The sequence below is a fragment of the Endozoicomonas sp. OPT23 genome (assembly GCF_009653635.1).
Classification (GTDB): Bacteria; Pseudomonadota; Gammaproteobacteria; order Pseudomonadales; family Endozoicomonadaceae; genus Endozoicomonas_A.
Genome location: NZ_PPFD01000003.1, coordinates 605,102 through 624,849 on the forward strand (window position 1 = coordinate 605,102; position 19,748 = coordinate 624,849).

Consider the following 19,748-nt stretch of genomic DNA (forward strand, 5'->3'; position numbering starts at 1 on the left):
AGCAATGCCAGCTCTCTTTTGAAAGAGAACTGGCATCACTCTAACACTTACGAGCGTTTAGCCACTTCCTCTCTTAACTGCTCTTTCTCCTGCTCACTCAGGAATGAAATTATCAGACCATTTTCCTGACACTTGCGAATCTCATCCTGAGAAAGACCTGCAGCTGGCGCAGCCACTTCATATTCATGGGGAAGTTCAATGCCTTCTACGGCCGGGTCATCGGTATTAAGTGATGCCATAACGCCGTGATCGAGGAAGGTTTTCAGCGGGTGAACATCAAGGTTAGCAACTGTACTGGTCTGGATATTGGACGTCAGACAGGACTCAATGCCGACACCATGTTCAGCCAGAAAATCCATCAGCTTGGGATCCTGAATGGCTTTTACACCATGTCCGATGCGAGTGGCGCCAAGTTCGTTAATGGCCTGCCACATACTTTCAGCACCAGCGGCTTCACCTGCATGAACGGTCACATTCAAACCGGCATCACGAACTTGCTTGAAATGACTGACAAACAGGTCACCCGGCTTGCCCAGTTCATCTCCGGCAAGGTCCATCGCAACCAGTTGATCCCTGAAGGCCAGACAGGCGTCCAGTTCTTTCTGACAGGCGTCAGGACCGTATGAGCGGCTCATAATTCCGATAAGGTTGGTTTTGACACCAAAATCACGACTACCGGCAGCAACACCGTCAATAATCGCTTCAACCACACCTTCAATTTTCAGGTTGTGAGTCATGGCCATATAACCCGGACTGAAACGCAGCTCTGCATAATCGATCAATGCGTTTTTGGCATCTTCAACGTTTTCATAGGCAACACGACGCACTGCATCATAGTCAGCCAGCACCTTTACACCCCAGTCCAGTTTGGACAGAAAGCTGACCAGATCGGGCTCCAGCTGGGTGATTCTTACATGAGGGATAAGTTCTTCAAGGGTTCTGGCCGGCAGGTCAAGATTATGACTCAAACCAAGGTCCAGAATGGTCTGGGGGCGAATATTGCCATCCAGATGACGGTGAACATCCGTGAGGGGGAGGGATTTATCGATCATCTTTCAGCTCACTGATTTACGTCCATCAATATTACAGCAATTCGCGGGCTGCGGCGTGACTCTGATCATAAAATCATCAGCTTGCTAGGCTGGCAGTTAATGAATGGAATCAAACCAACACATAGCTAGCGAGCAAACACAGGTATCTAGCTCAGGAGATCAAAATGGAACCGGGAAATCTTCATGGAAGTACTTCTGCTGCAGTCACCAATGGTCGACTTTATTACACCAGAGAGCAGGTGGTGGAGAGTGAAAGACCCTTAATTGCCGTTCAATTCGCTGATATGAAGGTTCAAGCCTATAGAGAGAGGCTCGATAGCATCAGGTCTGGAATTTTCAGAGAGGCAACAGAAAGGCAACCTGAGTGGAAAGACATCGATGTAAGACGGCAGGATACTGAGGAAATTGAAAAACAATGTACTGAACCAGCCATGCTCGGTTTTTCAACAGCAATAAATTATCAAGAAGAATCTGAGAAGTTGAAGGATTATCTAGAGAATTTACAGGAAGATATTACTGAACTTGAAGAGGATAGAGAAAGACTCTTTCAAGCTTTAGAAGAGAAAAACAACCTTCTTTTAGCCTCTGAAAAGGAAATGCACCAACTACAAGATGAGCAAAAAGCTGATCAAGCAGCTCTTGATATTGCTCTGAGTATTCAAACCAAACTGAACGAAGCACGAGAAAAATATCTCAATGCACTCAAAGTAGATAACCACGATTTATATGTGAGTTTTACTAGCAAAGGACAAAAAGAAAGAGATTTCATTTCCTTGTTACAAGGCGAGATAGAACAACTAAAAAATGCTCTTAGCTATAAAAGTCAGCAACTTAATTCTTACAGTGCAAATCAGGAAGATGCTTATCAACTAAAAAAAGAAATCGAACATCTCAGAAAAAATAACTCACAATTAAAACATGATATTGGATCATGGCATACTGCCCACGATCGTCTTAAAACCGATAATAATCAGCTCAGAACCAGTATCAGTAGAATTTCACAGGAAGCAGAAGAATCTCGCCACTTAGCTGCACAAAACTATACCGCTTGCCAACGGCTGGATACCGAATTAAGTTCAGTCAATCTCCAAAGAACTGAGTTACATAAGCAAATAAAAGAATCAAAAGCACAACTAATGGATCAGAGCGAGCTTCAGGATCGACTTGCTACAGAAACAGCCAATGCAAAAAAGTATTATGACTGGTTTCAAAACCGCTCTGCAGAAACAAAAGAGCTTACGAGAGTCACCGAACAATGGGACTTGGACTACCGAAGTCTTCAAACGCACTCAGAAAAAGAAAAAAATGATCTGTCTGAAAAATTAAGACAACTGCAGTACAGCCTTCAAATGTCAGAAAGTAAGCTATCTGAACTGCACGTTCAACTTGATGAATTAGTGAAAGAAAAAGCTGGATTAGAAAAAAAGATTAGATTCAAAAGTAGCTACATCAAAGGACAGAAAACAGTAGAAGAAGCCATCAAGAAAGAACAAAAATCAAATACTGAAAAAATAGTCCAATTAGAAGTAAAACTTACTGAGGCAGAAAGAAAACTATCGGAATCTCTAAAAAACCAGGATGATATTAAAAAACAAAAAACAACATCAGAAGCACGATTAAAAGGCCTTGAACTAGAAATAGCCAGTAACTTACGCGGTCATGATCAAGAGAAAATAAAAATATCTGAGGCAAACATACTTCTTAGAAGCAAACTTGAAAAAGAAAAGGAAAATATAGAAAGAATAGAATCCGAACTGGAGACTACTAAAGAGCTGGCTGAGGAAGCTAAAAAGCTAAAAAATGAAGTTATTGAAGCCCAACGTTGCTCTAAGAAGGCTGCTAGTAGAAATATTCGTTTACAGAGAGAAGCACGAAAATTTGAAGAGGAATTTCAGTTTGCAGATAAAAAACTAGTTGAAGTTCAATCACAATTTGATCAACTTAAATCAGATAATGCACAGTTAAGAGTGGAATTTGATCGTAAAACACAAGAAATTTCGACTCTTGAAAGAAGGGTAGTTGGTACTGATCAGCTACAACAACAGCTTGATGCAAGAAAAACCGACATACAAAACATCACTAAAGATAAGTTGCATGCTGTTGCCCAGCTTAGAGATATTACTGAACAGAAATCATCTGCCGAGAGACAATTAAGGGAAGAACAGAGAAAATCTGATAAACAAAAAGTAGAGCTAGAGACACATCGTGACAGAATATCAGAGCTTATGTCACGAATAAGAGGCACTGAAAGTAAAGAAAAAAATGTTAACGAAAAACTTAGAGTGGCAAATGAAGAAATCCATACAGCCAACACAAGACTGAATCAATTAGAGCGAGAAAAAGCTGAGCTGGAAAGTAGGCTTAGCAGTCAAGTCACCAGCCTTACATCAAAAGCGTCGACTGATGTAGCGGCTAAGACTCAAGAAATAGAAGACCTACAGGCAAAAGTGGCTGGTCTTAGGCAGGAAGTCATTCAGAGTAATGACAAACTTGAACAAGAAGCCGGAGCTTATCAATCAGAAAAACACCTCCTCGAAAAGCAACTTGCATCCCTGATTAACGAGAAATCTCAACTTCAAGAAAAACAAAATAATGCATCGAGTAAACTCAAAAGAACAAAAGAAAAACTGGCATCTTCAGAAAGTACACAAGTTGAAGTTGAAACCAAGCTCAGAGAGCTTGAAGTTCACCTTCAAACTCATCAGCGTCACCTTGAAGAACTACAAAAGTCTCATAATAAAACGCTGACAGAGAACTCCAAACTAACTGAGGAGGTTTTTCAACTAAAAGAAACTGCTTTAAAGGTAGATGTAGCAACAACACAAAACCAGATGCTTCAAGATCGGCTTGAAAAGCTGCAGGTTCAACGCGATAAGCTGGAACAAGAGAAAGTTGCCGTACAAGAAGAGTTACATAAACAAGCAGAGAATCAAATAGAATTAGAGCCAATCAAAGATCAACATAAAACAGAACTGCTCGGCAAAGATCTTGTAATTCAACAGCTCCGCATTCAACTCAAGGACATTAAGGGGAAATATGACAAGCTTGACCAACAATTTGTTGATCAGGTGATGGCTATGGATGGTCCGGACGGAGGCATGCCGTCCTTACCCCCAACAAGGACCACATTTCAATACTATGGTGCAGAAGATTTCAGTTTAACTGCAGATGCAGTTCGAGATTTCCCAGAAGATGAGCCAAGTCATGAAAGCCTGCCAGACACAAGCTATATGCCATCACTTTCTGCTCATAACGATGTTGTTAGCCGAGCTAAGTATGATGAGCTTCTCGAGAAACTACAAGAAGTCGAAGCTGACAGAGATGGGATCTTTGAAGACCGAAGCAAAATGATCAACGCTAAATGGAAACAAGAAGACCAGGAAGAGAATTTGGCTAAAGCCAACATGAAAATAACAGAGTTACAAAGAGAAATTAGAAATATAAAAGCTGACGCCGCAACATCTGATAGCGATTTACAGAAAGCTCAATACGAACAAATAGCCCTAGAATCAGAAATCAAAAAGCTAAAAAGAGAAACTTCGAAATTCAGGTCCGAGTTACAAGATGCAAAAGAAGAACATGAAAGTGAGATAAGTGAAGCAGCTAATAGAAATTTAGAAACACTCACTCGTGCTACCAGGGCTGAAAGTAAAACCAGAGAGCTAGAAGCTCAAAGTCAGCTTGAGAGGGAAGAAAGGGTAGCTCTGGCAGTAGAGAATAATCAGCTGAAAGCATTTATAGAAAACTTTACCGGACTGCTTAAAGCAAACATTACTGACCCAAAATCTCGCCAGTTTATTGATCGCAACTGGCTTGAAACTATTCAGCAGCAAATGGGAAGAAGACAGGAAGATGGAGAGTATATAGAAACACCTTCTGACTCCGATTAAAGCAACAATAGTTATTTATTAGAACAGGAGCGGTACATACCGCTCCTATCTGTTTTTCGTATTGATCAGCTATTAAACTGCTTAAACCGATTCACCAGTCCATTGGTTGAACTGTCCTGATCAACAGTCTGACCTTCCGCTTTCAGACGGTCATAAACCTGATTACCCAGAACCTTGCCCAGCTCTACACCCCACTGGTCAAAAGGGTTTACCTGCCACAGGGTTCCCTGCACGTACACTTTCTGTTCGTACATGGCCAGCAGCGCACCAGCCACTTCTGGGGTTACCTTTTCAGGAACAATCATGTTGTTCGGGCGGTTACCCGGAATCACCTTGTGCGGCGCCAGAGCATCCACTTCTTCTGCAGGCTTGCCAGCAGCAATCAGCTCTGCACGAACCTCTTCTTCGGTCTTGCCCTGCATCATTGCCTGACTCTGCGCCAGAGCATTAGCAAACAACCATGGGTGCTGTTCACCCAGCGGGTTATGACTGGTTGTCGGGGCAATAAAATCAACAGGAATCAGTCGTGTACCCTGATGAATCAGCTGATGATAAGCGTGCTGATCGTTGGTACCTGTACCCCCCCAGATAACAGCACCTGTCTGGTATTCAACAGTGCTGCCATCCTGACGGGTACGCTTGCCGTTAGATTCCATGTCCATTTGTTGCAAATGGCTTGGCAAGTCACGGAGGAAGTAGTCATAAGAGATTACAGCCTGAGACTCGGCACCAAAGTAGTTCTGATACCAGATGCCCAGCATGCCAAGAATAACCGGCATGTTCTTTTCCAGAGGCGCTTCAGCAAAGTGCTTGTCCATCTCGCCAGCACCTTTAAGCAGACGCTCAAAGTTATCAAAGCCCACTACCAGGCTGGTCATCAGACCGATAGTTGACCAGAGCGAGTAACGACCACCTACCCAGTCCCACAACGGCAGCGTGTTTTCCTGAGCAATACCGAACTGATCAATAGCTTTCAGGTTGGTAGAGATAGCCACGAAATGCTTGCGGATATCGGTTTCTGCGCAGCCTTTTTCCAGCATCCAGCTACGAGCAGCCTGAGCATTTTGAAGGGTTTCCAGTGTGCCGAAGGATTTGGACGCTACGATAAACAGAGTGGTTTCCGGATCAATCTTCTTGAACACTTCACAGATTTCATTCGGATCGATGTTGGCCACGTAATGATGCTCAAGACCTTCCACATGGTAAGGCGTCAGAGCGTTAATTGCGGTCTTCAGGCCCAGGTAGGAACCACCGATACCGATGTTGACGATGTGCTTTACAGGTTTGCCAGTGAAGCCCTTCCAGTCGCCGCTGTGCACTTGTTCAGTGATCTCACGCATACGTTTGTGCGTGTCACGAATCTTTGGCATTACATCTTCGCCGTCAACGAGAACGGGGTTGTCGTCAAAATTGCGCAGAGCTGTGTGCAGTACAGCACGCTTCTCGGTGTAGTTGATTTTGTCGCCGCTGAACATGGACTTGATGGCTTCCGGCAGCTTGGCTTCTTCTGCTATTTTCACCAGAGCTGCCATTACATCGTCGTTGATCAGGTTTTTGGAGTAATCCAGAAACAGACCAGCGGCTTCCATGGTGTATTTATCAAAACGACCAGCGTCGGCTGCAAAAAGATCGCGCAGGTGTGTGCCTGCCATCTGTTCTTGCAGTTCAACCAGTTTGCTGGAAGACGAGAGATGACTGAGAGGAGTCATGGTGCTTCTAAACCTCATGATTTAAGAAAAGGGAGGGGAAGCAGTGACAGGTTCTCTTGTAAAGAGTCTCTTGTGAAGAGTCTCTTTACAAGAACCGCGGGAAGGCGTTCTGTCACTGTAAACATAGCTTGGCTCGCCTAGAGTTCGATGGTGATGTTATCAATCAGACGGGCTTTTCCAAGGTAGCCTGCCGCCAGAATAACGAGGGATTGATCATCAGCGGCAGCCGTTAGAAGAGTTTCGGTGGAACAAATATTGAAATAGTCTGGTTTGAAACCAGCCTGAGCCATTTTGGCAAAAGCATCACGGCGCAGCAGGTCAAAATCACGTTCCCCATTAAGGATGGCCTCTCTGGCTGAAGTCAGGCACTGATAAAGGGTTGGAGCAATTACCGTTCGCTCTTCATTAGTCAGATAGCCATTACGAGAGCTTTTTGCCAGTCCGGTCTCTTCACGGGCAATGGCTGCACCAATGATTTCAACCGGCATGCACATGTCTTTAACCATCTTGCGAATGATGGTGATCTGCTGGAAGTCTTTCTCACCAAAGACAGCGACATCCGGTCGAACAATGTTGAACAGCTTGGTCACAACCGTCGCAATACCGGTGAAGAAGCCTGGGCGACTCTTGCCACAGTGCATGCCATCTAGCACTTCAACACTGACGTGTGTGTGATGTTCGCTGCCTTCCGGATAGATTTCGGTGGTTTGTGCGGTATACAACAGATCAACACCATGGGCGATCAGCAATTCCTGATCCTGTTCCATGGTTCTCGGGTAGGAGTCGTAATCTTCGTTAGGGCCGAACTGCAGAGGGTTGACGTAAATACTGACGACAACGACATCACAAAGCTCTTTGGCTTTCTCAACCAGCGTCAGGTGTCCACCATGGAGGTTGCCCATGGTCGGAACGAATCCAACTTTTTTGCCTTCTGCTTTGCAGGCAGCAACTACGGACTGGATCTCAGCAATAGAATGAAGGGTTTTCATGCTCAAAATAGCTTCGTTGTTAACTGTGTAGACACACGTTATCGAATATTAAGTGGTTGTTTGCTCGCCTTCGGCGGGCAACCAACTCATGAGCTCGCATGTCTGAATACTCACTATTTCTCAGTAGCTACTGAGAAATAGTTACTGGAAAAGTAGCTACTGGAAAATATGTTCTTCTGCAGGGAAGGTTCCTGCTTTCACTTCAGCCACATAATTAGCCACTGCCTGCTGAGGTGTTTCACCATCCGTTATATAGTTTTTAACGAACTTTGGTTTACGGCCAGCAGTCAGGTTTAGCATGTCGTATACCACCAGAACCTGGGCATCGGTATCAACGCCAGCACCAATACCTATGACAGGAATAGAAACCGCTTTGGTGATTTCACGAGCCAGATCAGCAGGTACACATTCCAGCAGTAGCATGGCGGCTCCGGCTTCCTGCAAATCCATGGCAGCACGGATCATGTTATTGGCTTTTTCTTCTTCGCGACCCTGTACCCGGTAACCACCCAGTACGTTTACAAATTGTGGTGTCAGCCCCATGTGGACACAGACAGGAATGCCCTGTTGTTTAAGACGGGTAACAATAGGGGGCAACCAGCCTTCACCCTCAATCTTGATGATCTCGGCACCAGCACGCATCAGCTGGGCAGCGTTCATCAGAGCCTGTTCTTCCGTTGCATAGGAGGCAAAGGGGAGATCAGCCATCACCATGGCATCGCCAGCGGCACTGGCTACACAACGGGTGTGGTAACACATATCTTCAACGGTGACCGGAACAGTACTGTTCTGCCCCTGAACGACATTGCCAAGAGAGTCGCCAACCAGAATCACTTCAACGCCATTAGAGCTGGCAAGATTGGAAAAAGTGGAATCGTAGGCGGTCAGGCTGGTGAATTTCTCACCCGACAGTTTCATATCGGCGAGGGTTTTCAGGGTGACTTTTGCCATCGAATTAGACCTTGATAGTCATTGAAAGAAGCACAGTCGTCATAGAGCCTCGACTTCATACGAGCTAATAACAAAAGACGAAAACTGTGGGTCCTTGAGTACGTCGCAGCGGATTATACGCAAACCGGCACTGACTGTCAGCGTACTGACTTAGTGGCTAACAGCTTTGGGCTTAGAGCCATGGGTATTGTTCAGCCATCACATCAATTCCATCATTGCCCAGTTCGTCTTTAAGCTGGGTCAGCAATCTACCAGAAGGCAAAGTAAGCTCGGGATTGATATCGAAGAGCGGAAGAACTACGAAGTTACGAACGTGCATTTGATAGTGAGGAACCGTCAGCCGTTCAGAATTAATGACCTGATCACCATATAGGATCATATCCAGATCCAGTGTTCGTGCGCCCCAACGAATGGTTCGGACACGGCCATGATGGTTCTCAATAGTCTGTGTGGCATCCAGCAGAGCAAGCGGCTCGAGATTGGTTTGAATCTCAACGGCTGCGTTGCAGTAATCCGGCTGGTCCTGTGGACCCACCGGCTTGCTGATATAGAGTTTTGAAACACCGGTAACTTCTATGCCTGAAACAGAATCCAGATCATCCACGGCCCGCTGCAATTGCAGCCCCGGATTATCAAGATTACTGCCCAGTGCGATATACGCGGTAATCATCGGTCAGCTCTGTCCTGAGTTCTGATTCATCTTCGGTTGAGATGGCTTTTTATTGCGAGGGCGACGTTTTCTACGACGCTGACCGTTTGCTGGCTTGGAACGCAAATCGCGGATCATAGCGTTACGATCCTGCCCAGCGGTGTCCTGAATATCTGTCCACCACTGGCCTGCTTCATTCAGATCTTCACCAGATTCTTCACGAATAACCAGGAAGTCATAGGCTGCACGGAACTTCGGGTGTTCCATCAACGTATCGATGGATTTTGGCTGACGACGCTCCAGACGATACTGCATTTCCCAGATATCACGCACCACCTGAGTGAAACGCTTGGGTATAGCGGTATGTGTGCACTGGTTGTCCAGCACTGTCATGGCTGCCTGCTGCATGGCCGGAACAGGAGGAACGCCCTGCTCACGCAGATCTCGGGTCATTCGTTGCATAGGAGACCAAAGCATGGCCGCAAATAAAAATGCCGGAGTGACAGGCTTGCCACGGGAAACACGTTTATCGGTACTTTTCAGAGCCCGGTGTATCAGCTGTTCAGTGAACTCATCCTGATCTTGAAGACAATGGTGAGTAGCGGGCAACAGATACTGTAACAGGCCATACTCACGCATCAATTCAAAGGTTCTGACGCCATAACCGGACTGCAGAAGCTTGAGTATTTCATCAAAGAGTCTGGCTGAAGGGATATCTTTCAACAGGTAAGCCAGATCATAAATCGGTTCTGCTGTTGCCGGGTCGATCTTGAAGTCGAGCTTGGCGACAAAGCGCAGCGCCCGCATCATTCGAACCGGGTCTTCATGATAGCGAGTAACCGGATCGCCGATCAGACGCAAAGTCTCGTTTTGAATGTCTCGTACACCACCGCAGTAATCAATGATGGAGAAATCACGGACATCGTAGTAAAGCGCATTCACGGTAAAGTCGCGGCGAATGGCATCGTCTTCCATGGTTCCGTAAACGTTATCCCTGAGGATTCGTCCGGAATCGGAGTGCTGTGATTTGTCCCTGTTGTGGTTGGCCTCTTCCTGATCGTGACTGGCTCTGAAGGTGGCTACTTCGATCATTTCACGGCCAAAGAGGATATGAACCAGCTTGAAGCGTCGACCTATCACTCTTGAGTTACGGAACAGTTTGCGAACCTGTTCGGGTGTAGCATTAGTGGCTACATCGAAATCCTTGGGGTGCAGATCAAAGTAAAGGTCACGAATACAGCCACCGACCAGATAGGCGTCAAAGCCATTACTGTTTAAGCGGTGCAATACCTTCAAGGCGTTTTCGCTCATCTCGCGGCGAGAAACCGGGTGCTGTTCTCGAGAGATTACAGTCTGGCCTTCTGCCAGTTCTGTCTGTGTGTTCACGGTAGGCTGGTCCTGAGATTCAGTCTCAGAATTCAAAAAGTTCTGCTGAATTGGTTCCCTGGCTGAATCGCCACTGTCTTGATGCTCTGCGTTGCGAGAATCACTTGAGTGCTTAAGAGTGCTGGAGCGTTTAGAGCTGCCAGTGCGCTTAAAAAAGAATGCTGCCAGGGTAATCAGGGCCAGCACCACTAATACGGTAATAATGGTGCCTGTCATGGTGTGTTCTGCATGAAATCTTGGTGGTTGCTCGGTTAGTCCTGGGACTCATGGGCTGTCAGGCTGGATTGATCTTCTGGCTGCACATCAGTGCACTCAACATAGGTATCCTGCCAACAACATCTGTTTGGCGTACATCATAGCATTCAGGGCCATAGGGATAACACTGCTTTGAAAGGAATTTCACGGGGAAAGTGTGTCAGAGAAAAGAAAACGGGGGAATCGAAATTCCCCCGTCAGGTTATGTGTCAGTAGCAATATTATTATTTTTATTGTTCACCGCTGACTCAAACAGCCTTGAGCAAAAAGAGTTTTTTATTACCCTGAGGTGATAAAGAACTCCAAGGACATAAATGTATGATTTTGTTGACTGTCACGTTCTACGCATGACTTCCAGCAAAATAATCCACTTACGACCACCCCATTTTTATTTTTATTGTTGTGTGCTTTCACACACCGGGGTTAGTTTTCTTTTTATTATTATTGTTGTTGTTTGATTTGTATAAGGCACTTCGTGTGCCAACTTTTTCAACTTATTGATATATAAGACAATATTATTTCTCAGTCTGTTTGGACTAGCTGAAACCTGCGAAGAGTTGTTACCTTTTGGCGCTTAAGTACTATTACGTAACACATTAGGTAACACCGAAAGGTAACAGTATAAATAACACAGAGGTAACACCTTGGTGCTAAGGCCGACATACGAATTCAGAAGCTGTTACCTGGGAGTGAGTAACAACTGAGAGCGGTCCTGATCAATCTGGAAATGGAACTGCCTTAGAGCATTCATGCCCAACAACCCGTCAGCCTGAGCAGTACCGGAACTCATACCAGCGACTTCCAGATTCTTCAGAACAAACTGCCCCAGCGTAACTTCCTTCACTAGATAGATAGGCGCAAATACAGTGCCACCAGCGGTGCTGATATTGGCGTGGCTGACTCTATGAGCCATTTTCCTTCGCTTCAGTTCCAGCAATAGCTCATCAGGAAGCGTGGTCAGGCTGGCTCCGGTGTCGAGAAGAAGCTGCACGTTAGTATTATTTTGAAGTGTTACTGTAGCAATATAATGCTTACCCGTATGTTGCAGCGTAATACCTGCGGTCTGTTTTTCTTCAGCAGCTTCAACAGGGGGAGGTAACAATGCCAATAACATATCTGAAGCTTTCTTTTCGTATTCCGGGTCCAGCTGAAGAATTTCCAGCTCCGCAATTGCACTATTCAGGTCATTTATTGCCAGATAGGACTCCACCAGCGCATATCGATAGAAACCTTGCTCCGGCTCAAGCATTGTGAGTTTCTGAAACAGTGACAGGCTTGCTTCCAGCTTCTGCTTTACCGCATTTTCTTTAAAGATTCGTTTAGCCAGATTCAGTATTTCACCAGACAAGTGTTCATAGTCCTTTCCTGGAATCAGAAATGAACGAGCGTTCAGCAATGTTTCCAGACTCTTAGTGAGTTCCTTTTCATTAAGATAGAGTCTGGCCAATTCAGACAATAATTCCTGATCCTGATAATAATGTTGGGTAAATCGTTCCAAAGTATTGATAGCCTTATCCTGCTGACTATTGGCTCCCCAGTTTTTTACCGTTCTGATCAACACTCTTCTTAACTCAGTAATACTGCCTGCTCTTTCCTGCTGCTGATAAAGCACCAGCGCATCATCCAACCTTTGCTCTACCAGAGCTGACTCGAAATCAGAAAGAGGCTGCTCTGCTTCTAACTTGTCAGACCATAGTTCACGGGAAGAGGGAACAGGTTGCCAGCTTGATAGCAGTTCCGGCACGTCCTGAGCCTGTTCAACAGGCACAGGTATACGATGGTGTAGCCACCAGCCAGTGATTAAACCACTGCAAAACATCATCGCTGCAACAACAAACCAGCGGGCAATAATTAGCCTTTTCAAGCGGGTTGGGGCTCCTTTCTTGTTCTTCTATTACAAAGGTTAATATTCAAAGCATAAGTCTAGCTCGACGAGAGCACTGCTCGGGCAGTAATCTGTTATAAAACAGATTTTCAGTAACTGGAGACCCATGATGAATAAGAAAGTTGCAGTAATTCTCGCCGGTTCCGGAGTTTATGATGGTAGCGAGCTGCACGAAGCGGTGATCACACTGCTCAACATCGACAGACAGGGAGCTGAGTATCAATGCTTTGCCCCTGATATGGATCAGCACCATGTCATCAATCACATCACGGGAGAAGAAATGAATGAACGTCGTAATGTGCTGATTGAATCAGCTCGTATTGCCCGTGGTGATATCAAACCTGTCCGAGAACTGAAAGCCGCTGATTATGATGCTCTTATTCTGCCCGGCGGTTTTGGTGCAGCCAAAAACCTCTCAGACTTTGCCTTCAGCGGTGCTGAGTTGCGTGTTCAGATCGGTGTCAGTAATGCCGCCAAAGATTTCAAACAAGCGGGCAAACCTATTGGACTGATGTGCATTGCACCAGCTCTGGCAGGAAGAATTTTCGGCGAAGGTGTAAGAGCAACAATAGGAACTGATCAGGAAACCGCTTCAACACTTGAAGCCACAGGGGTTCGACACGTGAACTGTGAAGTCAGTGACATTGTTGTGGATGAGGAGCACAAACTGGTGACGACTCCTGCTTATATGTCGGCACAGAAGATCAGTGAAGCGGCTGACGGGATTGAAAAACTGGTTAAGAAAGTACTTGAGATGGCATAGAGCTCTCAGCAGCTGAATATAAGACTGATGTCATGCATTTGATAGGCATGCATCAGTCTTTCGATAACCATCTTTTAGATGGATGCTATCAAGCTTCCGGCGTTACCGCAGGCATACCCGCAACCACTTTCGCTACTTCCTGATCGATAAAGTACAGGCCTTTACCATCAACACCGATCATATCGATCTTGTCCAGGATGCCTTTGAACAGTTTCTCTTCTTCATGCTGCTCACCAACGTACCACTGCAGGAAGTTAAAAGTACTGAAATCTTTTTCTTCAAACGCCGTGTTAGCCAGTTCATTGATGCAGCGAGTAATTTCGCATTCGTGCTCATAAGTACGAAGGAACACATCACGAACTGATTCAAACTTATGTGGAGGCGCTTCAATAGCACCCAGAACAGCCATTGCGCCTGTTTCATTCACGTAGTTAAACAGCTTCTGCATGTGCTCCATCTCTTCTTGAGCATGGCGGCGCAGAAACTCATTACAGCCGTCCAGTCCCTGAGATTCACACCAGGAAGCCATCTGCAAATAAAGGTTGGAAGAGTAAAACTCCAGATTGATCTGTTCGTTCAGCTTGTCGACCATTTTCTGAGTCAGCATGACATCACCCTGTCGTCTAGAAAAATTTGGCTCATTATAGCGGGAAGTCATGGTACATGGCTCATTTATAATTTTTATTCGACTGATAATATTGATGAAATAAATCGGTACGGCAATGACTTTAAGACACTAACGCAGCAAAAGTTTCAAAATAAACTATATTCCCCTCCGTTGTTACTACTCCTTCTCTCTCGCCTTTATCCTGGGTGCCCTCATGGATTACAAACGCGTCTTCACTCTCCCTCGGCTCTGGCTCATGCTTGGGGTTCTGGTTGTCGGCTCTTTCATTGTACTTCTGGGTGTAGGCGCTCATCTGTATCAAGTCGCTCCACCTGTTCCGGAGAAAGTCGTAACAGACAGCGGGCAGGTTATCTTCACAAAACAGGATATTGAACGAGGGCAAGACGTGTGGCGCACTCTGGGGGGAATGCAACTAGGTTCAGTATGGGGGCATGGTGGCTACCTTGCTCCAGACTGGACAGCTGACTTTCTGCACCGCGAGGCTCTAGACATAATTAAGCAGCGTGCAGGCGAATATAAAGACCTGAGTAAACCTCAAAAAGCGCTCAATAAAGCCCGGCTCTCTACGGATATGAGCGAGAATCGTTATGATCCTGCTACGGGCGTCATCAGTATCACTGATGAAAGAGCCAGAGCAATCAGGCAAGTACAACAACACTATTTAGGGCTCTTCGGAGGCACAGGAAACTCAAGCGAATATAAAAAACTTCGTATTGCTTACGCTATTCAGGAGAACCCTCTCGGACTGCATCCCGATGAAGCTATACGACTGCTGACATCTTTCTGGTGGTGGACAGCCTGGGCTGCTGTTACCGATCGACCAGGAGAGTTTGACGAGAGTGTCAGCTACACCAACAACTGGCCCCATGAACCACTGGTTGGCAATGTTCCTTGTGCTCACTCTTTTCTATGGTCTTTCATTTCCATCGTTTTACTGATTGCCGCCATCGGCGCACTCTGCTGGTTCTTCAATCGTCAGAGAACCATATGGGAGCATGACCTGGTTCCGGAAGAGGGATATGCCACAAAAGATCCTCTTGCCGCAGCCAGCATCACCTCTTCAATGAAAGCCTGCAGTGGCTACTTCTGGGTTGTGGTTCTTCTGATTGGCATGCAGATAATACTGGGTGGCATTACTGCCCATTATGCCGTTGAAGGTCAGGATTTCTATGGCATTCCCTTATCTGAAATCCTGCCCTACTCACTGACTCGAACCTGGCACACTCAGCTGGCTATTCTATGGATTGCTGTCGCATGGTTGGGAGCTGGCCTGTACGCAGCACCGTTAATTTCAGGCTTTGAACCCAAATATCAATCATTGGGTGTCTATGCCTTGCTCGGCGCACTGGTCATAGCGGTTGTTGGCTCCTTCGCTGGTGAATGGCTGGCCATTCAGGGGTATATCAAAGATCCGGTCATTAACTTCTGGTTTGGTCATCAGGGTTATGAATACCTTGATCTTGGACGTTTCTGGCAGTGGTTGATCTTTATTGGCCTTTTGATCTGGCTGGGACTTATGGCTCGCTGCCTGCTACCCGCCATCAAAGCAGGAAGAAGTGACAAACACTTACTGGTTCTGATGTTCCTTTCTTCTGCAGCGGTTGGCCTTTTATACGGCACAGGTCTTTTTTATGATCGCCAGACTCATCTGACTATTGCAGAGTACTGGCGTTGGTGGGTCGTTCATCTCTGGGTGGAAGGTGTGTTTGAAGTTTTTGCCGCTGCATGGGTCAGCTGGATCTTCGTTAAGATTGGCTTAATCCGGGCAAAAACAGCAGCAATCTACGTCATATTTTCTACAACGGTCTTCCTTGCTGGCGGTGTGCTCGGCACTTTTCATCATCTCTATTTCTCTGGAACACCAGAGTCGGTTCTTGCCCTGGGAGCAGTATTCTCTGCTCTCGAAGTCGTACCTCTGGCTTTAATCGCCTTTGACGCTCACGACCACTGGCAACTGAAGCAAGTTTCTCCCTGGGTACAAAAATATAAGATGCCCCTGCAGTTTTTCATGGCCGTGGCGTTCTGGAATCTGGTTGGTGCCGGTGTACTCGGCTTTCTGATCAATACGCCGCTGGCTCTTTATTATCTTCAGGGATTACAGACCACACCGACTCACGGTCACGCGGCTCTGTTCGGCGTTTACGGCATGCTTGGCATTGGCATGATGCTGTTCTGTATGCGCGGCTTAAGTGAGAAAGGCTGGTCAGATAAGCTTTTACATTGGGTGTTCTGGCTTATGAATGGCGGCCTGGCCCTGATGGTGTTTATCTCACTGTTCCCTCAGGGCATGATTCAAGGCTATGTCGCTTTCAAGGATGGTTACTGGCATGCGCGAGCTCCTGAGCTTATTCACTCTCCATTAATGGAAGCACTGGTCTGGCTAAGGGCCCCCGGAGATGTTGTTTTTGCCTTGGGAGCACTGCTACTACTGGTATTTATGTTCAAGCTGTACCGTAAACAACCTTAACGTTTCATACCTTTTGAATGTCCGGGAAATCTCGGGCATTCTCTGCGCTCCCTCAGTCTGAAGTTCAAGCGAACAAACCATGTCCCAAAAAGAAACATCCGACGCTTTTAAAGCATTTAATAATCCAGATTCTCTGTACTTCAAAATCAAGCAAGCCTGCTCCTCTGAGTGGCATGACTACTGCCATCATGAGTTTGTTACAGGTATTCAGGATGGTTCCCTGCCTCTGGACTGTTTCAAACACTACCTACAGCAGGATTATTTGTTCCTGATTCACTTTGCCCGCGCCTATGCTCTGGCTGTTTACAAGTCTGACAGCATTGCAGATATGAGAACCGCCTCTGGCTCTGTTTCCGGCATTCTGGCCGAAATGAATCTGCATCTGGATTACTGCGCCGAGTGGGGTTTAAGCGAAGAAGAAGTGGTCAGCAAGCCGGAGTCGCAGGCTACCATGGCCTATACTCGCTACGTTCTTGAGCGCGGAATGGCCGGCGATATTCTTGACCTACACGTTGCACTGTCTCCTTGTGCCGTTGGTTATGCAGAAATCGGCTTGCGACTGATCAACGACCCAGCTACCCAACGAGAAGGCAATCCATACTGGCAGTGGATTCAAACCTATGGTGGTGAAGAGTTCGTTTCAGGATCTATTCGTCAGGTAGAAACGCTCGATCAATTAGCTGAAAGCCGTTTCAATGATGGCCGCATGGATTCACTGTGTCGTACATTTAAAGAAGCCACACGTTTGGAGATTGGTTTCTGGGATATGGGCTGGAATAAAAGCTTCTGAATATCAGGCTTATGGCTACCTGAGCACACAGAGTGCTCAGGTATATTGATTCAGGACTTGGCTGCCTGAATAAGCTGTTCCTGTATCTCAGACGGCACAGCATCATAGTGACTGAAACTCATACTGTACTCACCTTCACCAGACGTTATGGATTTCAGGTGGTTACTGTATTCCGTCATACTCACCAGAGGCACTTTCGCTGTTATTTCCACCAGCCCATTATCCAGTGCTGCAGATCCGGTAATCATGGCTCTTTCTGAAGACAGCTGACCGGTAATATCACCCGTACATTGACCAGGTGCTGTTATTTTTGCTTCCGCATAAGGCTCGAGAATAACCGGCCTAGCGGCTTGAACAGCGTGAATAAATGCCTTCTTGCCTGCTGTCGCAAAAGCGATTTCCTTGGAATCCACACTGTGATGTTTACCGTCGTATACAACTACCCGTATATCTTGCATGGGGTAACCGGCAACAGCTCCTGATTCCATTACTTCCCTGACACCCTTCTCTACCGCAGGTATAAACTGCCCGGGAATAGCACCACCCACCACTTCACTGGTGAACTCAAAACTCTGTCCAGGAGCCAAAGGCTCTATTCTCAGAAACACTTCACCGAACTGGCCTGAGCCGCCACTCTGCTTTTTATGGCGATGATGCCCTTCTGCTTTTATCTGAATAGTTTCCCGATAAGGAATGCTCGGTGCCGCAGAATGAATTTCAAGGTTATAGACTGACTGCATCTTTTCCAGAACAGCATTCAGGTGCAATTCTCCCAGACCACAGAGAACCGTTTCATTCTGTCGCTCACGATGTTCAACCAAAAGACTGGGATCCTCTTCCACTATTCGATGAAGAATGTCAGACAATTTCTGCTCATCACCGTGTTTTGCCGGACTGATTGCAACACTTGCCATAGAAGCCGGAAATGCCAGAGCTTTCAGATGGTAATGATCTTCATCATGGGAGTCGTGAATCACTGCATCAAAGTGCAATTCATCCACTTTTGCTACTGCACAGATTTCTCCCGGACCAGCGTGAGATACCTCCCGTAGTTCATCCCCTAGCAACTTGAACAGGTGGTTAACCTTGAACGGCTTACGGCCATCGCCAATAAACATCTGGCTGCCGGTTTTAATTGTTCCCTGATGAATACGGAACACTGCAAGCTTGCCTTTGAAAGGGTCAATGGTCACTTTAAACACATGGGCTATTGCGTGCTGACTGGCATCAGAAGTCACCAGTACAGGTACAACAGCCTCACCTTCACCCTTCAGAAACAGTGGAGGATTACCCTCTTTCGGCAATGGCATCTGTTCAGCAATGACATCAAGCAGCAGCTCCAGACCCGCTCCGGTTTCTGCTGAAGTGAAACAGACAGGAATCAAATGGCCGTCACGTAGCGCCTGCTCAAAAGGATCATGGAGCTGCGGTGGCTCAATACTTTGCTCCTGCTCCAGATAGAGTTCCATTAACTGCTCATCAACCTCTATCACCTGTTCTACCAGACGATCATGGGCTTCTGTTACAGAACTCAAATCTGTAGCTGCTTCATAATCTGGATGAAAGTAACAATCCACGACGCCCTGTTTATCAGACGACGGTAAGTTAATTGGCAAACAGTGACCTCCAAACGTCTGCTGTATCTCAGCAAGAATCTTTGCCGGATCAGCGTCAGCGGCATCAATCTGATTAATAACAATCATGCCGCACTTATTACGTTCCAACATCTGTTCATAGGCTTTTCGGGTGACCGGCTCTATGCCATGACGGGCATTTATAACCAGAGCAATAGATTCCACTGCGGGTAAAACCGCCATCGCCCGACCAAAGAGGTCAGAGTATCCGGGAGTATCGAGAAGGTTGATGCGGGTTGAGTGATGTTCGAGGTGGAGAATCGAGGATTCAATTGAATGGCTGGCCTGCTGTTCACTGCCGCCAGCACTGCTACTCGCCCTGCCACGGTGATCTCCATCAGCTATGACTCCGGCTTTTATCAGTAAAGCCTCAGCCAGTGAAGACTTGCCGCTACCGGCGTGCCCCATAAGTGCCAGATTGCGAATATGGTCACTATCAAAACCAGCCATACATCACCTCCCGTGATGAGCATTTTTATTATTTCATCTTCGAGTATATGGAGGCTGGAAGGAGGCTATCTTGTCGAAGGTCAATAAACCTTCCGGAGTTTCTTTAGCTTTGAGCTACCTTAGGTACAGAAAAGTGGCCATGGAAACTATTTATGAGACCTCTTTGCTGTTACCTACTGGTTCTAGCCAACCAATGTCTTGGTTCACTGTATCTCGATACAGAATCAGAGCCATACCCGCTTTTTTTGAA

At 46.3% G+C, this 19,748-nt stretch carries 13 protein-coding genes; 4 read left to right on the forward strand and 9 right to left on the reverse strand.

Going from position 1 to position 19,748, the window contains the following annotated elements:
• Nucleotides 1-47: 47 nt before the first annotated feature.
• On the reverse strand, nucleotides 48-1,052 hold the full coding sequence (add, locus tag EOPP23_RS08585) for an adenosine deaminase (RefSeq protein WP_153765537.1): 1,005 nt from the start codon (nucleotides 1,050-1,052) through the stop codon (nucleotides 48-50).
• Between the two features lie 164 nt (nucleotides 1,053-1,216).
• Between add and EOPP23_RS08590 the strand changes: the two genes are divergently transcribed.
• On the forward strand, nucleotides 1,217-4,942 hold the full coding sequence (locus EOPP23_RS08590; protein WP_153765538.1) for a hypothetical protein: 3,726 nt from the start codon (nucleotides 1,217-1,219) through the stop codon (nucleotides 4,940-4,942).
• A gap of 65 nt (nucleotides 4,943-5,007) precedes the next feature.
• Here EOPP23_RS08590 and pgi read toward each other — a convergent pair whose 3' ends face one another.
• The 6 genes from pgi to EOPP23_RS08620 form a co-directional block, all read right to left on the reverse strand.
• Nucleotides 5,008-6,651: a glucose-6-phosphate isomerase gene (gene pgi / locus EOPP23_RS08595; RefSeq protein WP_153765539.1), complete on the reverse strand. Its 1,644-nt coding sequence runs from the start codon at nucleotides 6,649-6,651 to the stop codon at nucleotides 5,008-5,010.
• A gap of 137 nt (nucleotides 6,652-6,788) precedes the next feature.
• Nucleotides 6,789-7,640 (reverse strand): pantoate--beta-alanine ligase, encoded by an 852-nt coding sequence (gene panC / locus EOPP23_RS08600; RefSeq protein ID WP_153765540.1) that lies wholly within the window; start codon nucleotides 7,638-7,640, stop codon nucleotides 6,789-6,791.
• A gap of 156 nt (nucleotides 7,641-7,796) precedes the next feature.
• Nucleotides 7,797-8,591: a 3-methyl-2-oxobutanoate hydroxymethyltransferase gene (panB, locus tag EOPP23_RS08605; RefSeq protein WP_153765541.1), complete on the reverse strand. Its 795-nt coding sequence runs from the start codon at nucleotides 8,589-8,591 to the stop codon at nucleotides 7,797-7,799.
• A gap of 172 nt (nucleotides 8,592-8,763) precedes the next feature.
• Nucleotides 8,764-9,261 carry a 2-amino-4-hydroxy-6-hydroxymethyldihydropteridine diphosphokinase gene (gene folK / locus EOPP23_RS08610; protein WP_153765542.1) on the reverse strand — a complete coding sequence of 166 codons (498 nt, stop codon included), beginning with the start codon at nucleotides 9,259-9,261 and terminating at the stop codon, nucleotides 8,764-8,766.
• Between the two features lie 3 nt (nucleotides 9,262-9,264).
• Entirely contained in the window at nucleotides 9,265-10,842 is a 1,578-nt protein-coding gene (gene pcnB, locus EOPP23_RS08615; protein ID WP_153765543.1) for a polynucleotide adenylyltransferase PcnB, read from the reverse strand.
• A gap of 718 nt (nucleotides 10,843-11,560) precedes the next feature.
• Entirely contained in the window at nucleotides 11,561-12,745 is a 1,185-nt protein-coding gene (locus EOPP23_RS08620; RefSeq protein ID WP_153765544.1) for a retropepsin-like aspartic protease, read from the reverse strand.
• A gap of 130 nt (nucleotides 12,746-12,875) precedes the next feature.
• Between EOPP23_RS08620 and elbB the strand changes: the two genes are divergently transcribed.
• Nucleotides 12,876-13,529: an isoprenoid biosynthesis glyoxalase ElbB gene (gene elbB / locus EOPP23_RS08625; RefSeq protein WP_153765920.1), complete on the forward strand. Its 654-nt coding sequence runs from the start codon at nucleotides 12,876-12,878 to the stop codon at nucleotides 13,527-13,529.
• An 88-nt stretch (nucleotides 13,530-13,617) separates the two neighbouring features.
• Here the strand turns inward: elbB and ftnA are convergent, their stop codons facing one another.
• The gene (gene ftnA, locus EOPP23_RS08630) at nucleotides 13,618-14,136 is read right to left on the reverse strand and encodes a non-heme ferritin (RefSeq protein ID WP_153765545.1); all 519 of its coding nucleotides are present in this window, start codon (nucleotides 14,134-14,136) and stop codon (nucleotides 13,618-13,620) included.
• Nucleotides 14,137-14,350: 214 nt separating this feature from the next.
• On the opposite strand from ftnA, the gene EOPP23_RS08635 reads away from it, so the two are divergent.
• Entirely contained in the window at nucleotides 14,351-16,624 is a 2,274-nt protein-coding gene (locus tag EOPP23_RS08635; RefSeq protein WP_153765546.1) for a nitric-oxide reductase large subunit, read from the forward strand.
• Nucleotides 16,625-16,703: 79 nt separating this feature from the next.
• Nucleotides 16,704-17,414: a thiaminase II gene (tenA, locus tag EOPP23_RS08640; protein WP_153765547.1), complete on the forward strand. Its 711-nt coding sequence runs from the start codon at nucleotides 16,704-16,706 to the stop codon at nucleotides 17,412-17,414.
• Nucleotides 17,415-17,464: 50 nt separating this feature from the next.
• Here the strand turns inward: tenA and fusA are convergent, their stop codons facing one another.
• Nucleotides 17,465-19,498, reverse strand: coding sequence for an elongation factor G (gene fusA / locus EOPP23_RS08645; protein ID WP_153765548.1), 2,034 nt, complete (start codon nucleotides 19,496-19,498; stop codon nucleotides 17,465-17,467).
• Between the last annotated feature and the right edge of the window lie 250 nt (nucleotides 19,499-19,748).